The following is a 20,062-nucleotide window of genomic DNA, read 5'->3' on the forward strand; positions in this document are numbered from 1 at the left end:
TCCTTCAGGCGGCTTTCACACCGGCCCTCCGGGCGCTTCGTTCTTTCGTGTTTCCAGCTTACCAGACGTTTTCCGCTCCGTTTTCCGGAGTTTCACTCACCTGACTCGCTTTCGTACTTTCAGCTTATCAGACGCTTTCCGCTCCGCTTCCGGCGCTTCCTTCGTCCAACTCGCTGGCGCCTTCTGCGGCTTGACGCCCCGTCCGACGTTTCAAACTCTAGCCGACCCCCGCTCCGAAAAGCGAATCCGGCCGCAATCCCCTGAAATGAGCACACCGAATAAGACCTGCGCCGTGAAAGCCGAAAGGCATGACGCGACACGATCCGCACGGGAAGTGGTGTTTCAGAGGATTGGCCGCCCCGGGACCGTCCGCGCTGATGCGTGTCCGGTGCTCCCTGCCGAGCGACTAGAGAACACTACGCCCGATGGGGTGGAGGTGCAAACCCTCCCGGGCGGCGCCGGCCGCGGAAAGCCCGCAGGCCGGTCCGCCGGGGAGCGGACCGGCCTGCGGGGCCCGGCGACGGACGGGGGAACCCGCCGTCGGGAGGCTCAGCTGTTGGTCGGGAAGCCGAGGTTGATGCCGCCGTGCGAGGGGTCGAGCCAGCGCTGGGTGACGGCCTTGCCGCGGGTGAAGAAGTGAACGCCGTCCGCGCCGTAGGCGTGGGCATCGCCGAACAGCGAGGCCTTCCAACCGCCGAAGGAGTAGTAGGCGACCGGAACCGGGATCGGCACATTGATACCGACCATGCCGACCTCCACCTCGTACTGGAAGCGCCGGGCGGCGCCACCGTCGTTGGTGAAGATGGCGGTGCCGTTGCCGTAGGGGTTGTCGTTGATGAGCGCCAGACCCTCCTGGTAGGAGGCGACCCGCACCACCGAGAGCACCGGGCCGAAGATCTCGTCGGTGTAGACGGACATGCCGGGCTTCACGTGGTCGAACAGCGTCGGGCCCAGCCAGAAGCCGTCCGCCGTGGGCGCGCCGTGACGGTCCTCGACCGTGACCGGGTGCTTGCGGCCGTCGACCGCGAGCTGGGCGCCGTCCGCGAGACCGGACTCGACGTAGGACGTGACCTTGTCCCGGTGCTGGCCGGTGACCAGCGGGCCCATCTCGGACTCGCCGTTGCAGCCCGGGCCGACCGTGAGGGTGGCGATCCGCTGCTTGATCTTCTCGACCAGCTCGTCGCCGACCGGATCGACCGCGACCAGGACGGAGACCGCCATGCAGCGCTCGCCGGCCGCACCGAAGCCGGCGTTGACGGCGGCGTCGGCGCTCAGGTCGAGGTCGGCGTCGGGCAGGACCAGCATGTGGTTCTTGGCGCCGCCGAGCGCCTGGACGCGCTTGCCGTAGCGGGTGCCGGTCTCGTACACGTACCGGGCGATGGGGGTGGAGCCCACGAAGCTGACCGACTTGATGTCCGGGTGCTCCAGCAGGCGGTCGACGGCCACCTTGTCACCGTGCACGACGTTGAAGACGCCGTCCGGCAGGCCGGCCTCCTTCCACAGCCCGGCCAGGAAGTTGGCGGCGGACGGGTCCTTCTCGGAGGGCTTGAGGACGACGGTGTTACCCGCGGCCACCGCGATCGGGAAGAACCACATCGGCACCATGGCCGGGAAGTTGAACGGCGAGATGATCGCGACGGGGCCGAGGGGCTGGCGGATCGAGTAGACGTCGATACCGGTGGAGGCCTGCTCGGTGAAGCCGCCCTTGAGCAGCTGCGGGATGCCGCAGGCGTACTCGACGACGTCCAGACCGCGGGCGATCTCGCCGAGCGCGTCGGAGTGCACCTTGCCGTGCTCGGCGACGATGATCGACGCCAGCTCGTCCCGGCGGGCGTTGAGCAGCTCGCGGAAGGCGAAGAGCACGGAGGTGCGCTTGGCGATCGACGCGGTGCGCCACTCGGTGAACGCCGAGGCGGCGGCGGCCACCGCCTGGTCGACCTCGGCGGTCTCCGCGAAGTCGACGTGGCCCGTGACCTGGCCGGTGGCCGGGTCGAAGATGTCACCGCGACGGGGCGCGGCACCGGCGGTGGCGACCGGCCGGCCGCCGATCCAGTGGGTGATGTGCTTGCTCAAGGTCCGTCTGCCTCCGAAGTCCCGGGCGGCATCAAGCCACCGGTCCCTTGTGTGACGCCGCCCGCGCGGTGGCCGGGCGACGGGGTCACGGGGCTACCGCGCTCGGCACCCAGTCTGGTCGCCCTCGCCGACGGGCTCAACGAACAGGCTGACGGGTATCGACGGTTCAGCCTTACAGGTCGTCGGGCGGGCGCCCGGAGAGCAGGCCGGAGTGGCTCCCGAGGGCCGGGAGGAGGGGGCGCGGGGCGGACGACGGAGGGCGCAGGGCGGGAGAGGTCACGCCTCCTCCTCGTCCTCCAGGTACGGGTCGTGCAGGCCGTCGGCCGCCTCCTGGGTCTCCAGCAGGTCGAGCCTCAGGTCCTGTGCCCACGCGAGCGCCCACCGCTTCAGCGCGTCGACCTCCTCCGCGGGACAGCCCCGGGCCCGGAACCGGCCGTCGGCGGCCTCGGCCAGGGTCTCCAGCCGGTCGGCGAGCACCGCGGGCTGGAAGTCGGCATCGAGCGCGGTGGCCAGCGCGAGGAGCTCGCCCTCCCGGTACCAGGCGGTCAGCGCGTGCACGTCGATGAGGTCACGGGGCAGGGCCCGGTCGGCGAGCAGCGCCGTGGTGAGCGCCGCAGCGTCCTCCAGCGCGACGGCCGTCACCGCCAGCGGGGCCTCGGGCCCGCCCAGGCCGACCCGGACCGGCCGGTGGCCGAGCGGTTCCTTCCGCAGTTCGACGGCGTGCGACCTCCCACCGAGGGTGAGCCGGACGGAGAGCTGTTCCATGCGCGGCGTGCCCGGCCGCTCGGCGACCCCGCCGCCGGCCGCCCGGTAGGTGGCGGCCAGCTCGGCGGCGGCCTGCGGCAGGTCGGTGGTGCCGTCGGCCACCAGGGTGAGCCCGTCCTGGGGGCAGGCCGGAACGCCGTGGGGCCGCAGGGCGTGCCCACCGGCGAGGGCGAGTCCGGTCCGGTCGCAGACGGGCCTGGCCAGTTCGGCGAGACGCAGCTGGGCCGGGTCCGGGCGGAGGGACGGGTCGACGGCGTCCGGGGCAGTGGTCACCCCTCCAGTCTGGCGCGCCGCGCCATCCCGTGCGCCGCTCCCCCGCACCGTTCCGGGCGGGTGGCTGCCGGGCCGCCGAGCCCGTCCGGCAGGGGGACGGCCGGGGACGGCCAGGGACGGCCCGGAGACGGCCCGGGGACGGCCCGGCGGTTCACCCGTCGCTGAGCCCCGCGGCGGCCTCGTGGAGGACGAGCTCCAGGACGACCGGGTCGTTGAGCCGTCCGGTGCCGTCGGGCGGGACCAGCCAGCGGACGCCCCGGCTGCGCCGGCCGGGGTGCGGCACGACGATCCAGGTCCCCTCGCCCGCGCAGCGCACGCCGGTGCCGACCCACCGGGCGGCTGTGCCGACGGGGACCAGGAACCCGATGTGCTCGTCCCCGAAGTCGGCCAGGACCGGTCCGCAGGACCGGGCGCCGAGCAGGTCCACGGCGGGCCGGCCGAGCCGGCCGGGCACCGAGAGAAGGTCCCAGCGACGCCCGGCGGGGAGCAGCATCAGGCCGAAGCCGGTGCGTTCCCACTGTTCCCGGAAGGCCTCCGGGTCCGGTGCCGCCTGGGCCAGCCAGTGCAGTCCGGTGTGTTCCATGTGTGGTCCCCGCTTCTTCGCGTCGGTGCTGTCCGAGACACGGCGGGGGACAGTGAGACCCGCCGTCACCAACGAGAGGCGGACGGCGGGTCTCTCTTACACAGGTCCAAGGGTCGCCCGGGTCACACCTGGGCGACCCGACGGCCGCGGCCGTCGGCTACCGGCTACCGGTCAGCTGTCGAAGCCGAGCCCCATCCGGTCGAGGGCGCGCAGCCAGAGGTTGCGCCGGCCGCCGAGGCGGTCGGCGCGCTCCAGCGACCGCGTGGTGATCTCGATGCCCGCCCAGCGGACCGGCTCGGGCGGGAAGGGCAGCGGCTTGCGGCGGACCATCTCCAGGTCGGTGCGTTCGGTGCGCTCCCCCGACAGCAGGTCGAGCATCACCTCGGCGCCGAAGCGGGTGGCGCCGACGCCGAGGCCGGTGTACCCGGCGGCGTACGCGACCCGGCCGCGGTGGGCGGTGTCGTAGAACGCCGAGAACCGGCTGCAGGTGTCGATGGCACCGCCCCAGGCGTTGGTGAAGCGGACGCCGTCCAGCTGGGGGAAGCAGCGGGCGAAGTTCTGCGCCAGGGTGTCGAAGGTCTGCGGCCGCTGGTCGTACTCCCGGCGCAGGTGTCCGCCGAAGTGGTAGACGGCGTCGTAGCCGCCCCAGAGGATCCGGTTGTCGGCGCTGAGCCGGAAGTAGTGGAACTTGTTCGCGCTGTCGCTGAGGCCCTGCCGGCCGCGCCAGCCGATGGCGGCGAGCTGCTCGTCGGTGAGCGGCTCGGTCATCAGGGCGTAGTCGTACACGGGGACGATGTACGGACGGACGCGCCGGAGCAGGGACGGGAAGGCGTTGGTGCCGAGGGCGACCTTGCCCGCGAACACCCGGCCGTGCGGGGTCCGGACGCTCATACCGGCGCCGTCGTCGTTCAGGTCGAGCGCGGGGGTGTGCTCGAAGATCCGCACCCCCTGGGCGAGGCACGCGGCCCGGAGGCCCCAGGCCAGCTTGGCGGGATGGACCATGGCCACGCCGTCCCGGTCCCAGACGCCGCCGAGGAAGGTCGGCGAGTCGACCTCGGCCCGCAGCGCGTCGGCGTCGAGCACGGTGAGGTCGAGGCCGTACTCGGCGACGGCCTCGGCGAGCTCGTGGAGTTCGTCGAGCTGGTGGGGCTGGGTGGCGATGTCGATCTCGCCGGTCCGCTCCCACTCGGCGTCGATGCCGTACCGCTCCAGGGTCGCCTCGATGCCGTCCAGGTTGGCGGCGCCGAGGCGTTCCAGCCGGCCGAGTTCGGCGGGCCAGCGCTGCAGGCCGTTGCCGAAGCCGTGGGTGAGGCTGGCGGCGCAGAACCCGCCGTTGCGCCCGGACGCGGCCCACCCGATTTCCTGCCCCTCGACCAGGACGACGTCCAGCGAGGGGTCGCGTTCCTTGGCGATCAGGGCCGTCCACAGGCCGGAGTAGCCTCCGCCGACGACCAGGAGGTCGCAGGTGGTGGGACCGGCCAGGGCCGGCAGGGCCGGGGGGCGGCCGGGGTCCTCCAGCCAGAAGGGGGTGGGCCTGGCGTCAGCGAGCGCGCGGGCGGAGTCCATGCATTATCAGCCACTTTCTGCACGTAGAACGGTACGGAGGGTTGGTCAGGCGGCGGCCTTGCGACGGTTGCCGAGCCACTGGCCGGCCACCGTGAGCACGACCGCGGCGGCGAACATCGCGGTGCCGATGACGTTCACCTGGACCGGGATGCCGCGCTGCGAGGCGCCCCAGACGAACATCGGGAAGGTGACCGTGGTCGGTCCCGAGTTGAACTGGGTGATGATGAAGTCGTCGAAGGAGAGCGCGAAGCTGAGCAGCGCGCCCGCCGCGATGCCGGGGGCGGCGAGCGGCAGGGTGACCCTCAGGAAGGTCTGGACGGGGGTCGCGTAGAGGTCCTGGGCGGCCTGTTCGAGCCGCGGGTCCATGCTCATCACACGGGCCTTGACCGCCGTCACCACGAAGCTGAGGCAGAACATGATGTGCGCGATGAGGATGGTGGTGAAGCCGAACGGGATGCGCATGTTGAGGAAGAGCGTGCCGAGCGAGGCGGCCATCACCACCTCCGGCATGGCCATCGGCAGGAAGATCATGGCGCTGGTGGCGCCCTTGCCGCGGAACCGGTAGCGGGCCAGTGCGAAGGCGACCATGGTGCCGAGCACGGTGGCGCCGACGGTGGCGGCCACCGCGACCTGGAGGCTGAGCGACAGCGAACTGCACATCTCGGCCACGCCGCAGGGGTCGGTCCAGGCGTCGGTGGAGAACTCGTTCCACTCGTAGTTGAACTTGCCGACCGGCTTGTTGAACGAGAAGGCGAGCACGACCAGGTTGGGGAGCACCAGGTAGGCGAGGGCCAGCAGGCCGGCGAGCACCACCAGGTTGCGGCGGATCCATGTGATCACTCTGGACATCAGACCAGTTCCTCCGTCCCGGCCTTGCGCATGTAGACCGTCACCACGCCCAGGATCAGGGCCATCAGGATGAAGCTCAACGCGGCTGCCGTGGGGTAGTCGAGCACGTTCAGGAACTGCTTCTGGATGCCGTTGCCGACCATCTGCTCGCTCGGCGAGCCCAGCAGCTGCGCGTTGATGTAGTCGCCGGACGCCGGGATGAAGGTGAGCAGGGTGCCCGCGACGACGCCGGGCAGCGAGATCGGGAAGGTCACCTTGCGGAAGGTCGTGAACGGGCGGGCGTAGAGGTCGCCGGCGGCCTCGTGCAGGCGCGGGTCGATCCGCTCCAGCGAGGTGTACAGCGGCAGGATCATGAACGGCAGGAAGTTGTAGGTGAGGCCGCAGACCACGGCGAGCGGGGTGGCGAGCACCCGGTCGCCGGAGGTGAGGCCGAGCGCGCCGGTGACGTCGAGGACGTGCAGCGCGTCGAGCGCGCCGACCACCGGGCCGCTGTCCGAGAGGATGGTCTTCCAGGCCAGCGTGCGGATCAGGAAGCTGGTGAAGAACGGCGCGATCACCAGGATCAGGATGACGTTGCGCCAGCGCCGGCCCGCCTTGAACGCGATGGTGTAGGCGAGCGGGTAGCCGATGGCCAGGCAGAGCACGGTCGCGGTGGCGGCGTAGCCGAACGACCGGACGAAGTGCCACCGGTACTCGACCAGGGCGTCCCAGTACGTCGCGACGTGCCAGGTGACCCGGAAGCCGTCCTCCAGCGAGCCGGTCTGGAGCGAGGTGGACGCCTGGTACACCATCGGCACCGCGAAGAAGACGACCAGCCAGGCGATGCCGGGCAGCAGCAGCCAGTACGGGGTGAGCCGTCGCCGGGGGCGCGGTCCGGGACCAGGGGGGCGGGCGCCGTCGGGGGGTATGGCCTCCGCGGGGGCCGCCGGGATGGTGGTGGTCATGCCGCCGCCTCCCCGGTGCCCGCGTCGATCGCCTGGGCGGCGTCCAGGGCGAAGGAGTGCGCCGGGTTCCAGTGCAGGACGACCGGGGCCCCGGGGACGATCCGGGCGTCGCGCTCCATGTTCTGCTCGAAGACGGTGACCTCCTGGCCGCCGTCCGTGCGCACCAGGTACTGGGTGGAGACGCCGATGAAGCTGGAGTCGACGACGGTGCCGACCAGGCGGTTGCGCCCGTCGGCGACCTCGGCGGAACCGTGCTCGATGGTGATCTTCTCCGGCCGTACCCCGAGGTGGACCCGCTTGGCCTCGGCGGCACAACGGGCCCGGAGCACGGTGAGCCGGGTACCGGCGGCGGTGAGCAGCAGGTCCTCGCCGGCGCTGCCGGTGACGTCGGCGGGCAGCAGGTTGGACTGGCCGAGGAAGTTGGCCACGAAGGTGGTGGCGGGGTTCTCGTAGAGCTCGGCGGGTGCGCCGAGCTGTTCGACCCGGCCGCCGTTCATCACCGCGATGGTGTCGGCCATGGTCATGGCCTCCTCCTGGTCGTGGGTGACGTGGACGAAGGTGATGCCGACCTCGGTCTGGATCCGCTTGAGCTCCAGCTGCATCTGGCGGCGGAGCTTGAGGTCGAGGGCGCCGAGCGGCTCGTCGAGGAGCAGCACCTGCGGGTGGTTGATCAGGGCGCGGGCCACGGCGACGCGCTGCTGCTGGCCGCCGGAGAGCTGGTGCGGCTTGCGCCGGGCGTACGCGCCGAGCTCGACCAGTTCGAGCATGTCCTCGACCTGCTTCCTGACGTCCTTCTTGCCGCGCCGGCGCAGGCCGAAGGCGACGTTCTCGAAGATGTCGAGGTGCGGGAAGAGCGCGTAGCTCTGGAAGACCGTGTTGACCGGGCGCTTGTACGGGGGCAGCGCGGTGACGTCCTGGCCGCCGATCAGGACGGTGCCGGAGGTGGGCTCCTCCAGACCGGCGATCATGCGCAGGGTGGTGGTCTTGCCGCAGCCGGAGGCGCCGAGCAGGGCGAAGAAGGAGCCCTGCGGGACGGTCAGGTCGAGCGGCTGGACGGCGGTGAAGGCGCCGTAGGTCTTGCCGATGCCGGTGAGGCGGACGTCGCCGCCGGCCGGGGTGCGCAGCTGGTCTGTCATGGGGGTCTCTCTGGTCGCGGCCGTCGGGGGTCAGGCGCCGATGAGCTTGGAGAACTTCTCCTCGAAGGAGCTCTCCTCGGCCTCGGTGAGGGTGCGGAAGACGTGCGCCCTGGCCGCCATCTCGGGGGTGGGGACGACCAGGGGGTTGGCCGCGGTGTCGGGGGAGAGTGCGGCGAGCTCGTCCTTCATGCCGGTGACGGCGGAGACGAAGCCGATGCCGGCGACCAGCTGCGCCGCGATCTTCGGCTGGTAGTAGAAGTCGATCAGCTTCTCGGCGTTGGTCTTGTGCTGGGCCTTGGCCGGGACCAGCAGGTTGTCGGTCGAGGAGACGAAGCCCTTCTCCGGTATGACGAACTCGATGTCCGGGTTGTCGGCGCGCAGCTGGATCAGGTCGCCGCCCCAGGCGACGCAGGCGGCGATGTCGCCGGAGGACAGCTCCTGGCCGTAGTCGTTGCCGGTGAAGCGGCGGACCTGCTTGCTGTCGACGGCCTTCTGCAGCCGGGCGATCGCGGCGTCGTAGTCGTCGGCGGTGAATTTCGCCGGGTCCTTGCCCAGGTCGAGCAGGGTCATGCCCACGCTGTCGCGCATCTCGGAGAGGAAGGTGACCCGGCCCTTGAGGTCGGGGTCGTCGAGCAGTTGGGAGATGCTGCCGACCTCCTTGCCCCTGGTGGCCTTCCGGTTGTAGGCGATGACCGTCTGGATGCCGGCCCAGGGGTACGAGTAGAGCCGGCCCGGGTCCCAGTCGGGGGCGCGGAAGCGGGACTCGACGGTGGTGATGGCGGTGGTGACGTTGGCCGGGTTGAGCTTCTGCGCCCAGCCGAGGCGGATCAGCCGGGCGGCCATCCAGTCGGTGAGCACCACCAGGTCGCGGCCGGTGTCCTGGCCGGCCGCGAGCTGCGGTTTGACCTTGCCGAAGAACTCGACGTTGTCGTTGACGTCCTCGGTGTACCTGACCTTGATGCCGGTGGCGGCGGTGAAGGCCTCCAGGGTGCCGTGCTTCTCCTTGTCGTTCTCGTCGGCGTCGACGTAGAGCGGCCAGTTGGAGAAGTTGACCTCCTTCTCGCCTTCCGAGAGGTCCTCGGCGGCGTTGGCGGTGGAGTCACCGGTGCCGGCGGTCCTGGCCGGCGGGATACCGCAGGCGGCCAGGGTCCCGGCGCCAGCGGCCAGGGCGGCGGCGCGCAGTACGGTGCGGCGGCCGACCGCGGCCCGGCCGCTGGTGAGGCTGCGTTCCCAGGCCTTGCGGACCGGATCGGGCAGACCGTCGGTGAGCTCGTTGAACGCCATGGAACGGGCCTCCTGGGGCAGGGGGGTGGGGGTCCCCCGGGGGTTATCTGTCTCCGAAGACGGTGCGGTGCCAGTCCTTGCGCGCCACAGCGGTGGTGTCGAACATGACGTGCTTGACCTGGGTGTACTCGTCCATCGAGTACTGGGACATGTCCTTGCCGTAGCCCGAGGACTTGTAGCCCCCGTGCGGCATCTCGCTGATGATCGGGATGTGGTCGTTCACCCAGACGCAGCCGGCCGCGAGCTCGCGGGTGGCGCGCAGCGAGCGGTGGACGTTGCCGGTCCAGGCGGAGGCGGCCAGGCCGAAGGGGGTGTCGTTGGCCAGCCGCAGGCCCTCGTCGTCGGTGTCGAAGGGCAGCACCACCAGCACCGGGCCGAAGATCTCGCCCTGGACGACCTCGCTGTCCTGCGCGGCACCGGTGATCAGGGTCGGCAGGTAGTAGGCGCCGGGGGTGAGGTCGGTGCCGTCGTGGCCCTCGGTGCCGGTCGCGCCGCCGGTGACCACGGTGGCGCCGGCCGCACGGGCGCGCTCGACGAAGCCGGCCACCCGGTCCCGGTGGGTGTGGGAGACCAGCGGGCCGAGGTCGGTCCGCGGGTTCAGCGGGTCGCCCACCCGGACGGCCCGGTACAGCTCCGCGACGCCGGTCACGAAGGCTTCGTAGAGCGGCCGCTGGACGTAGGCGCGGGTGGCGGCGGTGCAGTCCTGGCCGCTGTTGATCAGCGAGGCGGCGACCGCGCCGTGCACGGCGGCGTCCAGGTCGGCGTCGTCGAAGACCACGAAGGGGGCCTTGCCGCCGAGCTCCAGGTGGGTCCGCTTGACGGTCGCGGCGGCCAGCTCGGCGACCCGGCGGCCCACCGGGGTGGAGCCCGTGAAGGAGACCATCGCGACGTCCGGGTGGGCGACCAGGTGCTCCCCGGCGGTCCGCCCGGCGCCGGTGACCACGTTGACCACGCCGTCCGGGATGCCGGCCAGGGTGCAGGCCCGGGCGAACATCAGCGAGGTCAGCGGGGTCAGCTCGGCCGGCTTCAGGACGACGGTGTTGCCCGCCGCGATCGCCGGGAGGACCTTCCAGGCGGCCATCTGCAGCGGGTAGTTCCACGGCGAGATCGAGCCGATCACGCCGATCGGCTCGCGCCGCACGTACGAGGTGTGGTCACCGGAGTACTCGCCGGCCGCCCGGCCCTCCAGGTTGCGGGCGGCGCCGGCGAAGAAGGCGGTGTTGTCGATCGTCCCGGGGACGTCGAACTCGGTGGAGAGCTTGATCGGCTTGCCGGTCTGCGCGGTCTCCACCCGGGCCAGGTCGTCGGCGGCGCCGGTGAGGACGGCGGCCAGCCGGGTGAGTGCCTCGGAGCGTGCGCCGGGGGTGGCACCCGCCCACTCCGGCAGCGCGGCCCGGGCGGCGGCGACGGCCTCGTCGACCTGCCCGGTGGAGGCGAGGGTGACCTGCTCGACCACGCTGCCGTCGACGGGGTTGACGACCTGGAAGGGCTCGCCCCTCCCCCGGTCCGACCGGCCCGCGATGTACTGCGCGCCCGCGCCGAAATCGGTCAGGTCCATCTGGTTCCTCCAAGTTCCCGGTGGTTCGACCGCCCGTACGGCGTCCTTGATCATCCCTGCGGGGCCGCACGCGCCGGTGGACGAGGGGCCCGTTCGGCGTGGTCGGACTGGTCGAGTCGCCGCGCCCGCGGTCCAGGGGAATCCGTTCCGACAGGTCGCCGGGATCCGCGATCCTGGCAAGACCGATGGGGGTCCGGCAAGGGATTCCGCTGTTGCTTTCTGGTTACGCCACGGATTCCGGGGGTGATGCCCGTGTTTCGCCACAGCCGACCCGCTGACCATGCCCAATGCCGCAGGGGCGTGACAAGGGTCACTCCGCCAACCTCGAAGCTCAGGGCCTTACAGGGTGCAAAGGTTCGGTCGGGGTGACAGGTCGTCGCCGGGATGGATGATTTACCTGACACTCTGAACCCTGGAGGCAGCGATGCTCCCCACCGTCGCCCATGTCCTGGACCTGGAGGTGATGCGGCGCGGCCTGCCCCAGGTGGTCGCCGGCGCCGCCCATCTGGAACGCCCGGTCCGCTGGGTGCACGTCAGCGAGCTGCCCGACGTCGCCGGCGTGCTCCAGGGCGGCGAGCTGGTCCTCAGCACCGGCATCGCCCTCCCCGAGGACCGCGAGGGACTGGCCCGCTACGTCCGCGACCTCGCCGACGTCGGCGTCGCCGGGCTGGTCATCGAGTTCGGCCGGCGCTACTTCGACACCCTGCCGCGGGCCCTGGTGCACGCCGCCGAACAGCGGGGCCTGCCCCTGATCGCGCTCCGCCGCGAGCTGCGCTTCGTCGCCGTCACCGAAGCGGTGCACGCCCTGGTGGTCAACGCCCAGCTGGAGCAGCTGCGCACCTCGGAGGCGATCCACCAGGTCTTCAACGAGCTCGTCGTGGAGGGCGCCGAACCGGTCGAGGTGGTCCGCCAGGTCGCCCGGATAGCGGGTGCCCCGGTCGTCCTGGAGAACCTCGCCCACCAGGTGCTGACCCACGACCCCGCCGGCCGGCCCGAGGCCGACCTGCTGGAGGACTGGGAACGCCGCTCGCGCGGGGTCCGCCCGCCCGGCCGCACCGGCCACGACCCGCGCAGCGGCTGGCTGGTCACCACGGTCGGCGCCCGCGGCCAGGACTGGGGGCGGCTGGTCCTGGTCCAGGACCCCGGCCCGCTGTCCGACGACGGCCCGCACCCGAACACCATGCTGCTGGAGCGCGGCGCCTCGGCCCTGGCCCTCAACCGGCTGGTGGTCCGCGACCGGGAGAGCCTGGAGCGGCAGACCCACCGCACCCTGCTCTCCGGCATCCTCACCCATGCCCTCACCGTCTCCGAGGTGGCACTGCGCGCCCAGGCGCTCGGCGTCCCGCTGGAGAGCCGCCGACTGGTCGGCGTGGTGCTGCGGCAGCGCCGCGGCCCGATCCCCGCCGCGCTGGAGGCACAGGCCCGGCTGCGCGACTTCACCGAGCTGGCGGCGAGCGCGGTCCGCGCCTGCCGGCTCTCCGCCCTGGTCGGCGCGCTGGACGACGAGGGCGTCGGCGTCCTGATCGCCCTCGGCCCCCAGCAGGAGGAACACGCCTCGCTGGACGCCTTCGCGGCGGCGCTGCGAAGGCTGGCCGCCGAGGCCGCACGCGACGCGGCCGCGCCGTCCCCCGTCGTCGCGGTCGGCTCCTCGGTCGGCTCGGTCCGCGACGCCCGGCGAACCCTGCTGGAAGCCACCCAGGTCGCCGACGCCGCCCTGCACGACGCGCCCGGCGGCCGGGCAGCGGCGTACTACCGGCTGCCCGACGTCCGGCTGCGCGGCCTGCTGCACCTGCTGCGCGACGACGCCCGGCTGCAGACCTACGTGGAACGCGAGCTGGGCCCGCTGCTCGCCTACGACGCGGAGCACAACGGCCAGCTGGTCCGGATGCTGCGGATCTATCTGGAGCAGGGCCGGAACAAGTCGGCGGCGGCCGACGCCGCGCACCTGTCCCGGCCGTCCTTCTACGACCGGCTGCACAAGGTCGAACGGATCCTGGGGGTCGACCTCGACCAGGTGGAGTCCTGCCTGTCGCTGCACGTCGCCCTGCTCGCGCTGGACGCCGTCCGGCGCTGAGCGTGACCCGCCGCGAGGCGGGCCGCCCCGTACGGCCCGCCTCGGCGCCGGGTCGGTGGGGGTCGCCGGTGCGGTGGGTCGCCGGGGCGCTGGGTGTCAGGGTGTCAGGGCGCCGGGTGTCACAGTGTCAGACGCCGGTGATCCGGCCCCAGACCTTGTGGAGGACCGGCCGCTCCGCCGAGGTGACGTCGCGCATGGTGTGCAGCCGCGCGCGCATCTCCTCGGTCGGGAAGACCAGCGGGTGCTCGGCCAGCTCCGCCTTCTCCTTCTCCCCGCTGGCGGCGAGCACCTCGCGGGCGGCGGGCACCGGGCAGATGTACTGCACGGCGGCGGCCAGCTCGGCGGCCACCTCCGGCTGGTAGTAGTGGTCGATCAGCTGCTCCGCGTTGCGCTTGTGCCCGGCCCGGTTGGGGACCAGCAGGCTCTCCGCCCAGAGCTCGCCGCCCTCCTCCGGCACCACGAAGTCGAGGTCCGGGTTCTCCGCCATGAGCTGGACGGCGTCCCCCGAGTACGCCTGGCAGGCCAGCGCGGCGCCGGAGGCCAGGTCGCTGGTGTAGTCGTTGCCGGTGAAACGCCGGACGTGCCGGGTGTCGACCATCTTCTGCACCTGGTCCATGGCCCGGTGCGCGTCGTCCGCGGTGAACGCGGCGATGTCGGCGCCGTGGGCGAGCATCAGCAGGCCGAGCGCCTCGTCCAGTCCGGCGAACAGGGTGACCCGGCCCTTGAGGTCGGGCGCCCAGAGGTCGGCGGTGGAGCGCAACTCGCGGCCGAGTTCCTTGCGGTTGTAGGCGATGCCGGTGATCCCGGACTGCCACGGCACGCTCCGCCGCCGTCCGGGGTCGAAGGCCGGCGCCGCCAGCTGCGGATCCAGGTGGGCGGTGACGTGGGGCAGGTTGGCCCGGTCCAGGGTCTGCACCCAGCCGAGCGAGACGTACCGTCCGGCCATCCAGTCGCTGACCACCATGAGGTCCCGGCCGGGGTCGGTGCCCTGGGTGAGCACCGGGCCCATCTTGCCGAAGAACTCGTCGTTGTCGTTGATGTCCTCGGTGTAGGTGACGGCGATCCCGGTCCGCTCGGTGAAGGCGTCCAGGGTCGGGCGCCGGCCGTCGTCGTCGGCGTCGATGTACTGGGTCCAGTTGGAGAAGACCAGCCGCGGCTCGTCCCCGGAGCGGTCGGGGGCGGACCGGCGTTCCTCGGCGACGTACGCGGACGGGATTCCGCAGCCCGTGAGGGTGCCGGCGCCGAGCAGCCCGGCGGTGCCGAGCACGCTGCGGCGGGTCAGGGCACGGCGGGTCGGGGTGGTGGGGGACATGGGGGCCTCCGGGGCGTGGGGCGGGCCCCGGGGCGCGGGGCCCCCCGGCCCCCCCCGGGGGTCTGGTGGGTCCCGGTGGCGGGGGGGCGCCCCCCCCCACGGGCGGCGGGGGGGGCCGGCGCCCAGCGGGGGAGACCGGGGCCGGGGGGGGGGGGGGGGGGGGGAACTGGGGGCCCGGGGGGGGGGGGGGCGGCCCCGGGCGCGCGGGCACCCGGGGCCGCCCGGTCGGTTCTGGTGCTGCCGTGTGCCGTGGTGCCGCCCCGCCGAACGGGCTGCGGCTCGGCCGGCCGCCCTGCGGGTCAGACGGTGTGCGCGTCGGTCAGCGAGAGCACCTCGTCGAGCACCGCGAGACCCGCCTTGGCCTCCTCCTCGGTCACCGTGCACGGGGGGACGACGTGGAAGCGGTTCATGTTGACGAACGGCCAGAGCCCGCGCCGCTTGCAGGCGGCGGCCAGCTCGGCCATCGGCGCGTTGGCCGCACCGGCCGCGTTGTACGGCACCAGCGGCTCGCGGGTGGCGCGGTCCTTCACCAGGTCGAGGGCCCAGAACACGCCGAGCCCGCGCACCTCGCCGATCGAGGGGTGGCGCTCGGCCAGCTCGCGCAGGCCGGGGCCGATCACGGTCTCGCCGATGTGCCGGGCGTTCTCGACGATGCCCTCCTCGGCCATCGCGTTGATCGTGGCGATCGCCGAGGCGCAGGCCAGCGGGTGACCGGAGTAGGTGAGCCCGCCGGGGAACGGCCGCTCGGCGAAGGTCGCGGCGATCTCCGCGCTGATCGCCACGCCGCCGAGCGGGACGTAGCCCGAGTTGACGCCCTTGGCGAAGGTGAGCAGGTCCGGGGTGACGTCCCAGTGGTCGGCGGCGAACCAGGCGCCGGTACGGCCGAAGCCGGCCATCACCTCGTCCAGGATGAAGACGATGCCGTAGCGGTCGCAGATCTCCCGGACGCCGGCCAGGTAGCCGGGCGGCGGGACGAGGATGCCGGCGGTGCCGACCACCGTCTCCAGGATGATCGCCGCGACGGTGCCCGGGCCCTCGAACGCGATCACCTGCTCCAGGTGCGCCAGCGCGCGCTCGGACTCCTGCGCCTCGTTCTCGGCGTGGAAGTTGGAGCGGTAGGCGTACGGCCCCCAGAAGTGCACGATGCCGGAGACACCGGTCTCGTTGGCCCAGCGGCGCGGGTCGCCGGTGAGGGCGATCGCGTTGGCGGTGGCGCCGTGGTACGAGCGGTAGGTGGCGAGCACCTTCTGACGGCCGGTGTGCAGCCGGGCCAGCCGGATGGCGTTCTCGTTGGCCTCGGCGCCGCCGTTGGTGAAGAAGATCCGGTCGAGGTCGCCCGGGGTCCGCTCGGCGATCAGCCGGGCGGCCTCGCTGCGGGACTCCACCGCGAAGCCGGGAGCGATGGTGCAGAGCTTCGCCGCCTGCTCCTGGATCGCCGCGACCACCTTCGGGTGCTGGTGACCGATGTTGGTGTTCACCAGCTGCGAGGAGAAGTCGAGGTAGCGGTTTCCGTCGTAGTCCCAGAAGTACGAGCCCTCGGCGCCGGCCACCGCGAGGGGGTCGATCAGGGCCTGGGCGGACCACGAGTGGAAGACGTGCGCGCGGTCGGCGGCCTTGACGGCCTGGCCGGCGGCTGGGTCGGCGGTGGGGATGCTCATGCGGCAAGGCTAGGGAGTCCGGCCGCCGAAGTGCAGGCGCATCCTGTCAGGCGGTCACCCGAACGGCCGACAGGGTGCAAAGACACAGGGCCCGGGTCGCAAGGACCCGGGCCCATCGTCGGATCACCCGAACATCAGATCGCAGGCATCCTGTGCCCGGCCGTCACGACCGCTGGATCTCGGTCATACAGCACCCGACCGTCACGACCCGCTAGATCGCGGTCATACAGCACCCGACCGTCACGACCCGCTAGATCGCGGTCATACAGCACCCGACCGTCACGACCCGCTAGATCGCGGTCATACAGCACCCGACCGTCACGACCCGCTAGATCGCGGTCATGACGTGCTTCACGCGGGTGTAGTCCTCGAAGCCGTAGGAGGAGAGGTCCTTGCCGTAGCCGGACTTCTTGAAACCACCGTGCGGCATCTCGGCGACCAACGGGATGTGGGTGTTGATCCAGACGCAGCCGAAGTCCAGCCGGCGGGACATCCGCATCGCGCGGGCGTGGTCCTTGGTCCAGACCGAGGAGGCCAGCGCGTACTCGACGCCGTTGGCGTAGTCGACGGCCTGGTCCTCGTCGGAGAACCGCTGCACGGTGATGACCGGGCCGAAGACCTCGTTCTGGATGATCTCGTCGTCCTGGTTCAGCCCGGAGACGACGGTCGGGGCGTAGAAGTAGCCCTTGTCGCCGACCCGGTGGCCACCGGCCTCGACCTTGGCGTGCTTCGGCAGGCGCTCGATGAAGCCGGTGACCTGCGTCAGCTGGTTGGCGTTGTTCAGCGGGCCGTAGAGCACGTCCTCGTCGTCCACGCCGCCGGTCTTGGTCTCGGCCGCGGCCTTGGCCAGCGCCTCGACGAACGCGTCGTGGATCGACTCGTGCACCAGCACGCGGGTGGCGGCGGTGCAGTCCTGGCCGGCGTTGAAGAAGCCCGCCACGGAGATGCCCTCGACCGCCTCGGCGATGTCGGCGTCCTCGAAGACCACGACCGGGGCCTTGCCGCCCAGCTCAAGGTGGACGCGCTTGACGTCCTTGGAGGCGGACTCGGCGACCGAGATGCCGGCCCGCACCGAGCCGGTGATCGAGGCCATCGCCGGGGTGGGGTGCTCGACCATGGCCTTGCCGGTCTCCCGGTCGCCGCAGATCACGTTGAAGACGCCGGCCGGCAGCTCCAGGTCCCTCAGGACGCCGCCGATGATCTCGGCCAGCAGCACCGTGGAGGCGGGGGTGGTGTCGGAGGGCTTCAGCACCACGGTGTTGCCGGCGGCGATGGCCGGGGCGAACTTCCAGACGGCCATCATCATCGGGTAGTTCCACGGCGCCACCTGGGCGCAGACGCCGACCGGCTCGCGGCGGACGATCGAGGTCATGCCGTCCATGTACTCACCGGCGGCCTTGCCCTCCAGCAGGCGGGCGGCACCGGCGAAGAACCGGATCTGGTCGACCATCGGGCCGATCTCCTCGGAGAGCGTCAGCGACCGCGGCTTGCCCGTGTTGCGACACTCGACGTCGACGATCTCGTCGGCACGCGCCTCGACCGCGTCGGCGATCTTCAGCAGCAGCTTCTGCCGGGTGCTCGGAGTGGCGTCGCGCCAGAGCGGGAACGCGGCTGCGGCACTGGCCATGGCGGAGTCCACGTCGGAGGCACCGGACAGCGGGGACGTCGCGTAGACCTCGCCGGTGGTGGGGTCGACGATGTCGAGCGTGCGGCCGTCCGCCGCGTCGACGAACTCACCGTTGATGTAGTTGCGCAGCGTGCGAAGGTCGCTCACGGTCTCTCCTCGGTCTCGGCCTGCGGCGTTGCAGAATCCGGCGCCATGGTACGTCGACCGGTCCGGCCGACGAAGGGCGCCGAGTGGCCGGGCCGGCGGCGGCACGGTCCACTGGTGGGGTAGTTCGCGCGGCCCTGCGGAGCCACGCGGGTACCGGGCCAGGTTAACCGTTCGACTGCCGGTATCGACAGATCGGTCACGTGGGTGCGATGAAATCCGCATCCGATTTCCAAGATCACGACGAAATCAGCAGATCCCGAGCTTGCGAACACGATCCTGATCAGGCACAGTTGCGGCGTGGCCAACCGCGACCGGAACGCCAGCGTTCCCCTCGACGCCGCCTCCAAGGCGATCATCGAGCAGCTCCAGGAGGACGGGCGCCGCCCGTACGCCGCCATCGGCAAGGCCGTCGGCCTGTCCGAGGCGGCCGTACGACAGCGCGTCCAGAAGCTGCTCGACCAGGGCGTGATGCAGATCGTCGCCGTCACGGACCCGCTCACCGTCGGCTTCACCCGCCAGGCGATGGTCGGGATCCGGGTCGAAGGCGACATCGAACCCGTCGCCGACGCGTTGGCCGCCCTCGACGAGGTCGACTACGTCGTCTGCACCGCAGGCTCGTTCGATCTCCTGGCCGAACTGGTCTGCGAGGACGACGAGCACCTGCTCGAACTGATCAACAAGCGCATCCGCGCGCTTCCCGGCGTGCGGAGCACCGAGAGCTTCGTTTACCTGAAGCTCCGGAAACAGACCTACACCTGGGGCACCCGATGACAGCCGACCCGGCGCAGAAGGACCTTTCCAAGACCGCCTACGACCACCTGTGGATGCACTTCACCCGCATGTCGTCGTACGAGAACTCTCCCGTGCCGACGATTGTCAAGGGCGAGGGCACCTACGTCTGGGACGACAAGGGCCGCAAGTACCTCGACGGCCTCGCCGGCCTGTTCGTCGTCCAGGCCGGCCACGGCCGTGAGGAGCTCGCCGAGGCCGCCGCCAAGCAGGCCAAGGAGCTCGCCTTCTTCCCGGTGTGGAGCTACGCCCACCCGAAGGCCGTCGAGCTGGCCGAGCGCCTGGCCAACTACGCCCCGGGCGACCTCAACAAGGTCTTCTTCTCCACCGGTGGCGGCGAGGCCGTCGAGACCGCCTGGAAGCTTGCCAAGCAGTACTTCAAGCTGACCGGCAAGCCGACCAAGTACAAGGTCATCTCGCGCGCCGTCGCCTACCACGGCACCCCGCAGGGCGCCCTCTCCATCACCGGCCTGCCGGGCCTGAAGGCCCCGTTCGAGCCGCTGGTGCCGGGCACCCACAAGGCCCCGAACACCAACATCTACCGCGCCCCGGCCTTCCTGGCCGGCCCCGACGGCACGGTCGACCCCGAGGCGTACGGCCGCTGGTGCGCCGACGAGATCGAGGTCGCGATCCTCAACGAGGGCGCCGACACCGTCGCCGCCGTCTTCGTCGAGCCGGTGCAGAACGCCGGCGGCTGCTTCCCGCCGCCGCCCGGGTACTTCCAGCGCCTGCGCGAGATCTGCGACCGCCACGACGTGCTGCTGGTCTCGGACGAGGTCATCTGCGCCTTCGGCCGCCTCGGCACCATGTTCGGCGCCGACAAGTTCGGCTACCAGCCCGACATGATCACCTGCGCCAAGGGCATGACCTCGGGGTACTCCCCGATCGGCGCCACGATCATCTCGGACCGCCTCGCCGAGCCGTTCTACAAGGGTGACAACACCTTCCTGCACGGCTACACCTTCGGTGGCCACCCGGTCTCCTCCGCGGTGGCGCTGGCCAACCTCGACATCTTCGAGCGCGAGGGCCTGAACCAGCACGTCCTCGACAACGAGGCGAACTTCCTCGGCACCCTGAACAAGCTGCGCGACCTGCCGATCGTCGGCGACGTCCGCGGCAACGGGTACTTCTACGGCATCGAGCTCGTGAAGGACAAGGCCACCAAGGAGTCGTTCAACGACGACGAGGTCGAGCGCGTCCTCTACGGCTTCCTGTCGAAGGCGCTTTTCGACAACGGCCTGTACTGCCGCGCCGACGACCGTGGCGACCCGGTCGTCCAGCTGGCCCCGCCGCTGATCTCCGACCAGTCGACCTTCGACGAGATCGAGCAGATCCTGCGGACCAGCCTCACCGACGCGTGGGCGAAGATCTGACGGTCCGAGCCTCCTTCCCCACCCTCCGCCGCAGGGCGGTCCCGCTTCCCG

15 protein-coding genes are annotated in these 20,062 nt (G+C 71.6%); 3 read left to right on the top strand and 12 right to left on the bottom strand.

Going from position 1 to position 20,062, the window contains the following annotated elements:
- Window positions 1-549 precede the first annotated feature (549 nt).
- From ACFWOG_RS29260 to ACFWOG_RS29300, 9 genes are all read right to left on the bottom strand, one after another.
- Window positions 550-2,073, bottom strand: a complete 1,524-nt coding sequence (locus ACFWOG_RS29260; protein ID WP_380361818.1) for a CoA-acylating methylmalonate-semialdehyde dehydrogenase — start codon at window positions 2,071-2,073, stop codon at window positions 550-552.
- 276 nt (window positions 2,074-2,349) lie between these two features.
- Window positions 2,350-3,111: a hypothetical protein gene (locus ACFWOG_RS29265; protein WP_380361820.1), complete on the bottom strand. Its 762-nt coding sequence runs from the start codon at window positions 3,109-3,111 to the stop codon at window positions 2,350-2,352.
- Between the two features lie 151 nt (window positions 3,112-3,262).
- Window positions 3,263-3,694: a hypothetical protein gene (locus ACFWOG_RS29270; RefSeq protein WP_329882912.1), complete on the bottom strand. Its 432-nt coding sequence runs from the start codon at window positions 3,692-3,694 to the stop codon at window positions 3,263-3,265.
- Window positions 3,695-3,865: 171 nt separating this feature from the next.
- The gene (locus ACFWOG_RS29275) at window positions 3,866-5,260 is read right to left on the bottom strand and encodes an FAD-dependent oxidoreductase (RefSeq protein ID WP_329951695.1); all 1,395 of its coding nucleotides are present in this window, start codon (window positions 5,258-5,260) and stop codon (window positions 3,866-3,868) included.
- 45 nt (window positions 5,261-5,305) lie between these two features.
- The gene (locus tag ACFWOG_RS29280) at window positions 5,306-6,109 is read right to left on the bottom strand and encodes an ABC transporter permease (RefSeq protein WP_380361823.1); all 804 of its coding nucleotides are present in this window, start codon (window positions 6,107-6,109) and stop codon (window positions 5,306-5,308) included.
- Complete coding sequence (locus ACFWOG_RS29285) at window positions 6,109-7,053, bottom strand: ABC transporter permease (protein WP_329882909.1); 945 nt, start codon at window positions 7,051-7,053, stop codon at window positions 6,109-6,111. The genes ACFWOG_RS29280 and ACFWOG_RS29285 overlap by 1 nt, the downstream gene beginning before the upstream one ends.
- The gene (locus ACFWOG_RS29290; RefSeq protein WP_380361826.1) at window positions 7,050-8,189 is read right to left on the bottom strand and encodes an ABC transporter ATP-binding protein; all 1,140 of its coding nucleotides are present in this window, start codon (window positions 8,187-8,189) and stop codon (window positions 7,050-7,052) included. Before ACFWOG_RS29290 ends, ACFWOG_RS29285 begins: the two co-directional genes overlap by 4 nt.
- A gap of 30 nt (window positions 8,190-8,219) precedes the next feature.
- Window positions 8,220-9,473: a spermidine/putrescine ABC transporter substrate-binding protein gene (locus ACFWOG_RS29295; protein ID WP_380361828.1), complete on the bottom strand. Its 1,254-nt coding sequence runs from the start codon at window positions 9,471-9,473 to the stop codon at window positions 8,220-8,222.
- Window positions 9,474-9,516: 43 nt separating this feature from the next.
- On the bottom strand, window positions 9,517-11,031 hold the full coding sequence (locus ACFWOG_RS29300) for a gamma-aminobutyraldehyde dehydrogenase (RefSeq protein ID WP_380361830.1): 1,515 nt from the start codon (window positions 11,029-11,031) through the stop codon (window positions 9,517-9,519).
- A gap of 424 nt (window positions 11,032-11,455) precedes the next feature.
- On the opposite strand from ACFWOG_RS29300, the gene ACFWOG_RS29305 reads away from it, so the two are divergent.
- The gene (locus tag ACFWOG_RS29305) at window positions 11,456-13,105 is read left to right on the top strand and encodes a PucR family transcriptional regulator (protein WP_329951689.1); all 1,650 of its coding nucleotides are present in this window, start codon (window positions 11,456-11,458) and stop codon (window positions 13,103-13,105) included.
- A 127-nt stretch (window positions 13,106-13,232) separates the two neighbouring features.
- Here the strand turns inward: ACFWOG_RS29305 and ACFWOG_RS29310 are convergent, their stop codons facing one another.
- From ACFWOG_RS29310 to ACFWOG_RS29320, 3 genes are all read right to left on the bottom strand, one after another.
- On the bottom strand, window positions 13,233-14,417 hold the full coding sequence (locus tag ACFWOG_RS29310) for a spermidine/putrescine ABC transporter substrate-binding protein (RefSeq protein ID WP_329882904.1): 1,185 nt from the start codon (window positions 14,415-14,417) through the stop codon (window positions 13,233-13,235).
- Window positions 14,418-14,716: 299 nt separating this feature from the next.
- The gene (locus tag ACFWOG_RS29315; RefSeq protein ID WP_329951688.1) at window positions 14,717-16,075 is read right to left on the bottom strand and encodes an aspartate aminotransferase family protein; all 1,359 of its coding nucleotides are present in this window, start codon (window positions 16,073-16,075) and stop codon (window positions 14,717-14,719) included.
- Window positions 16,076-16,403: 328 nt separating this feature from the next.
- Window positions 16,404-17,849: a gamma-aminobutyraldehyde dehydrogenase gene (locus ACFWOG_RS29320; protein WP_329951687.1), complete on the bottom strand. Its 1,446-nt coding sequence runs from the start codon at window positions 17,847-17,849 to the stop codon at window positions 16,404-16,406.
- 297 nt (window positions 17,850-18,146) lie between these two features.
- Here ACFWOG_RS29320 and ACFWOG_RS29325 point away from each other — a divergent pair, with 297 nt between their 5' ends.
- Both ACFWOG_RS29325 and ACFWOG_RS29330 read left to right on the top strand, forming a co-directional pair.
- Window positions 18,147-18,620, top strand: coding sequence for an Lrp/AsnC family transcriptional regulator (locus ACFWOG_RS29325; RefSeq protein WP_030243538.1), 474 nt, complete (start codon window positions 18,147-18,149; stop codon window positions 18,618-18,620).
- Window positions 18,617-20,011, top strand: a complete 1,395-nt coding sequence (locus ACFWOG_RS29330; protein WP_329882901.1) for an aspartate aminotransferase family protein — start codon at window positions 18,617-18,619, stop codon at window positions 20,009-20,011. Before ACFWOG_RS29325 ends, ACFWOG_RS29330 begins: the two co-directional genes overlap by 4 nt.
- The last annotated feature ends 51 nt before the right edge of the window (window positions 20,012-20,062 follow it).

Origin of the sequence: Kitasatospora sp. NPDC058406 (assembly GCF_042722765.1) — a bacterium.
In the GTDB taxonomy this organism is placed as follows: Bacteria; Actinomycetota; Actinomycetes; order Streptomycetales; family Streptomycetaceae; genus Kitasatospora.

Coding starts and splice junctions, on each gene's coding strand:
- ACFWOG_RS29330 (WP_329882901.1), top strand. CDS start 18,617: ATGACAGCCGACCCGGCGCAGAAGGACCTTTCCAAGACCGCCTACGAC.
- ACFWOG_RS29310 (WP_329882904.1), bottom strand. CDS start 14,417: ATGTCCCCCACCACCCCGACCCGCCGTGCCCTGACCCGCCGCAGCGTG.
- ACFWOG_RS29285 (WP_329882909.1), bottom strand. CDS start 7,053: ATGACCACCACCATCCCGGCGGCCCCCGCGGAGGCCATACCCCCCGAC.
- ACFWOG_RS29275 (WP_329951695.1), bottom strand. CDS start 5,260: ATGGACTCCGCCCGCGCGCTCGCTGACGCCAGGCCCACCCCCTTCTGG.
- ACFWOG_RS29315 (WP_329951688.1), bottom strand. CDS start 16,075: ATGAGCATCCCCACCGCCGACCCAGCCGCCGGCCAGGCCGTCAAGGCC.
- ACFWOG_RS29295 (WP_380361828.1), bottom strand. CDS start 9,473: ATGGCGTTCAACGAGCTCACCGACGGTCTGCCCGATCCGGTCCGCAAG.
- ACFWOG_RS29280 (WP_380361823.1), bottom strand. CDS start 6,109: ATGTCCAGAGTGATCACATGGATCCGCCGCAACCTGGTGGTGCTCGCC.
- ACFWOG_RS29300 (WP_380361830.1), bottom strand. CDS start 11,031: ATGGACCTGACCGATTTCGGCGCGGGCGCGCAGTACATCGCGGGCCGG.
- ACFWOG_RS29290 (WP_380361826.1), bottom strand. CDS start 8,189: ATGACAGACCAGCTGCGCACCCCGGCCGGCGGCGACGTCCGCCTCACC.
- ACFWOG_RS29270 (WP_329882912.1), bottom strand. CDS start 3,694: ATGGAACACACCGGACTGCACTGGCTGGCCCAGGCGGCACCGGACCCG.
- ACFWOG_RS29305 (WP_329951689.1), top strand. CDS start 11,456: ATGCTCCCCACCGTCGCCCATGTCCTGGACCTGGAGGTGATGCGGCGC.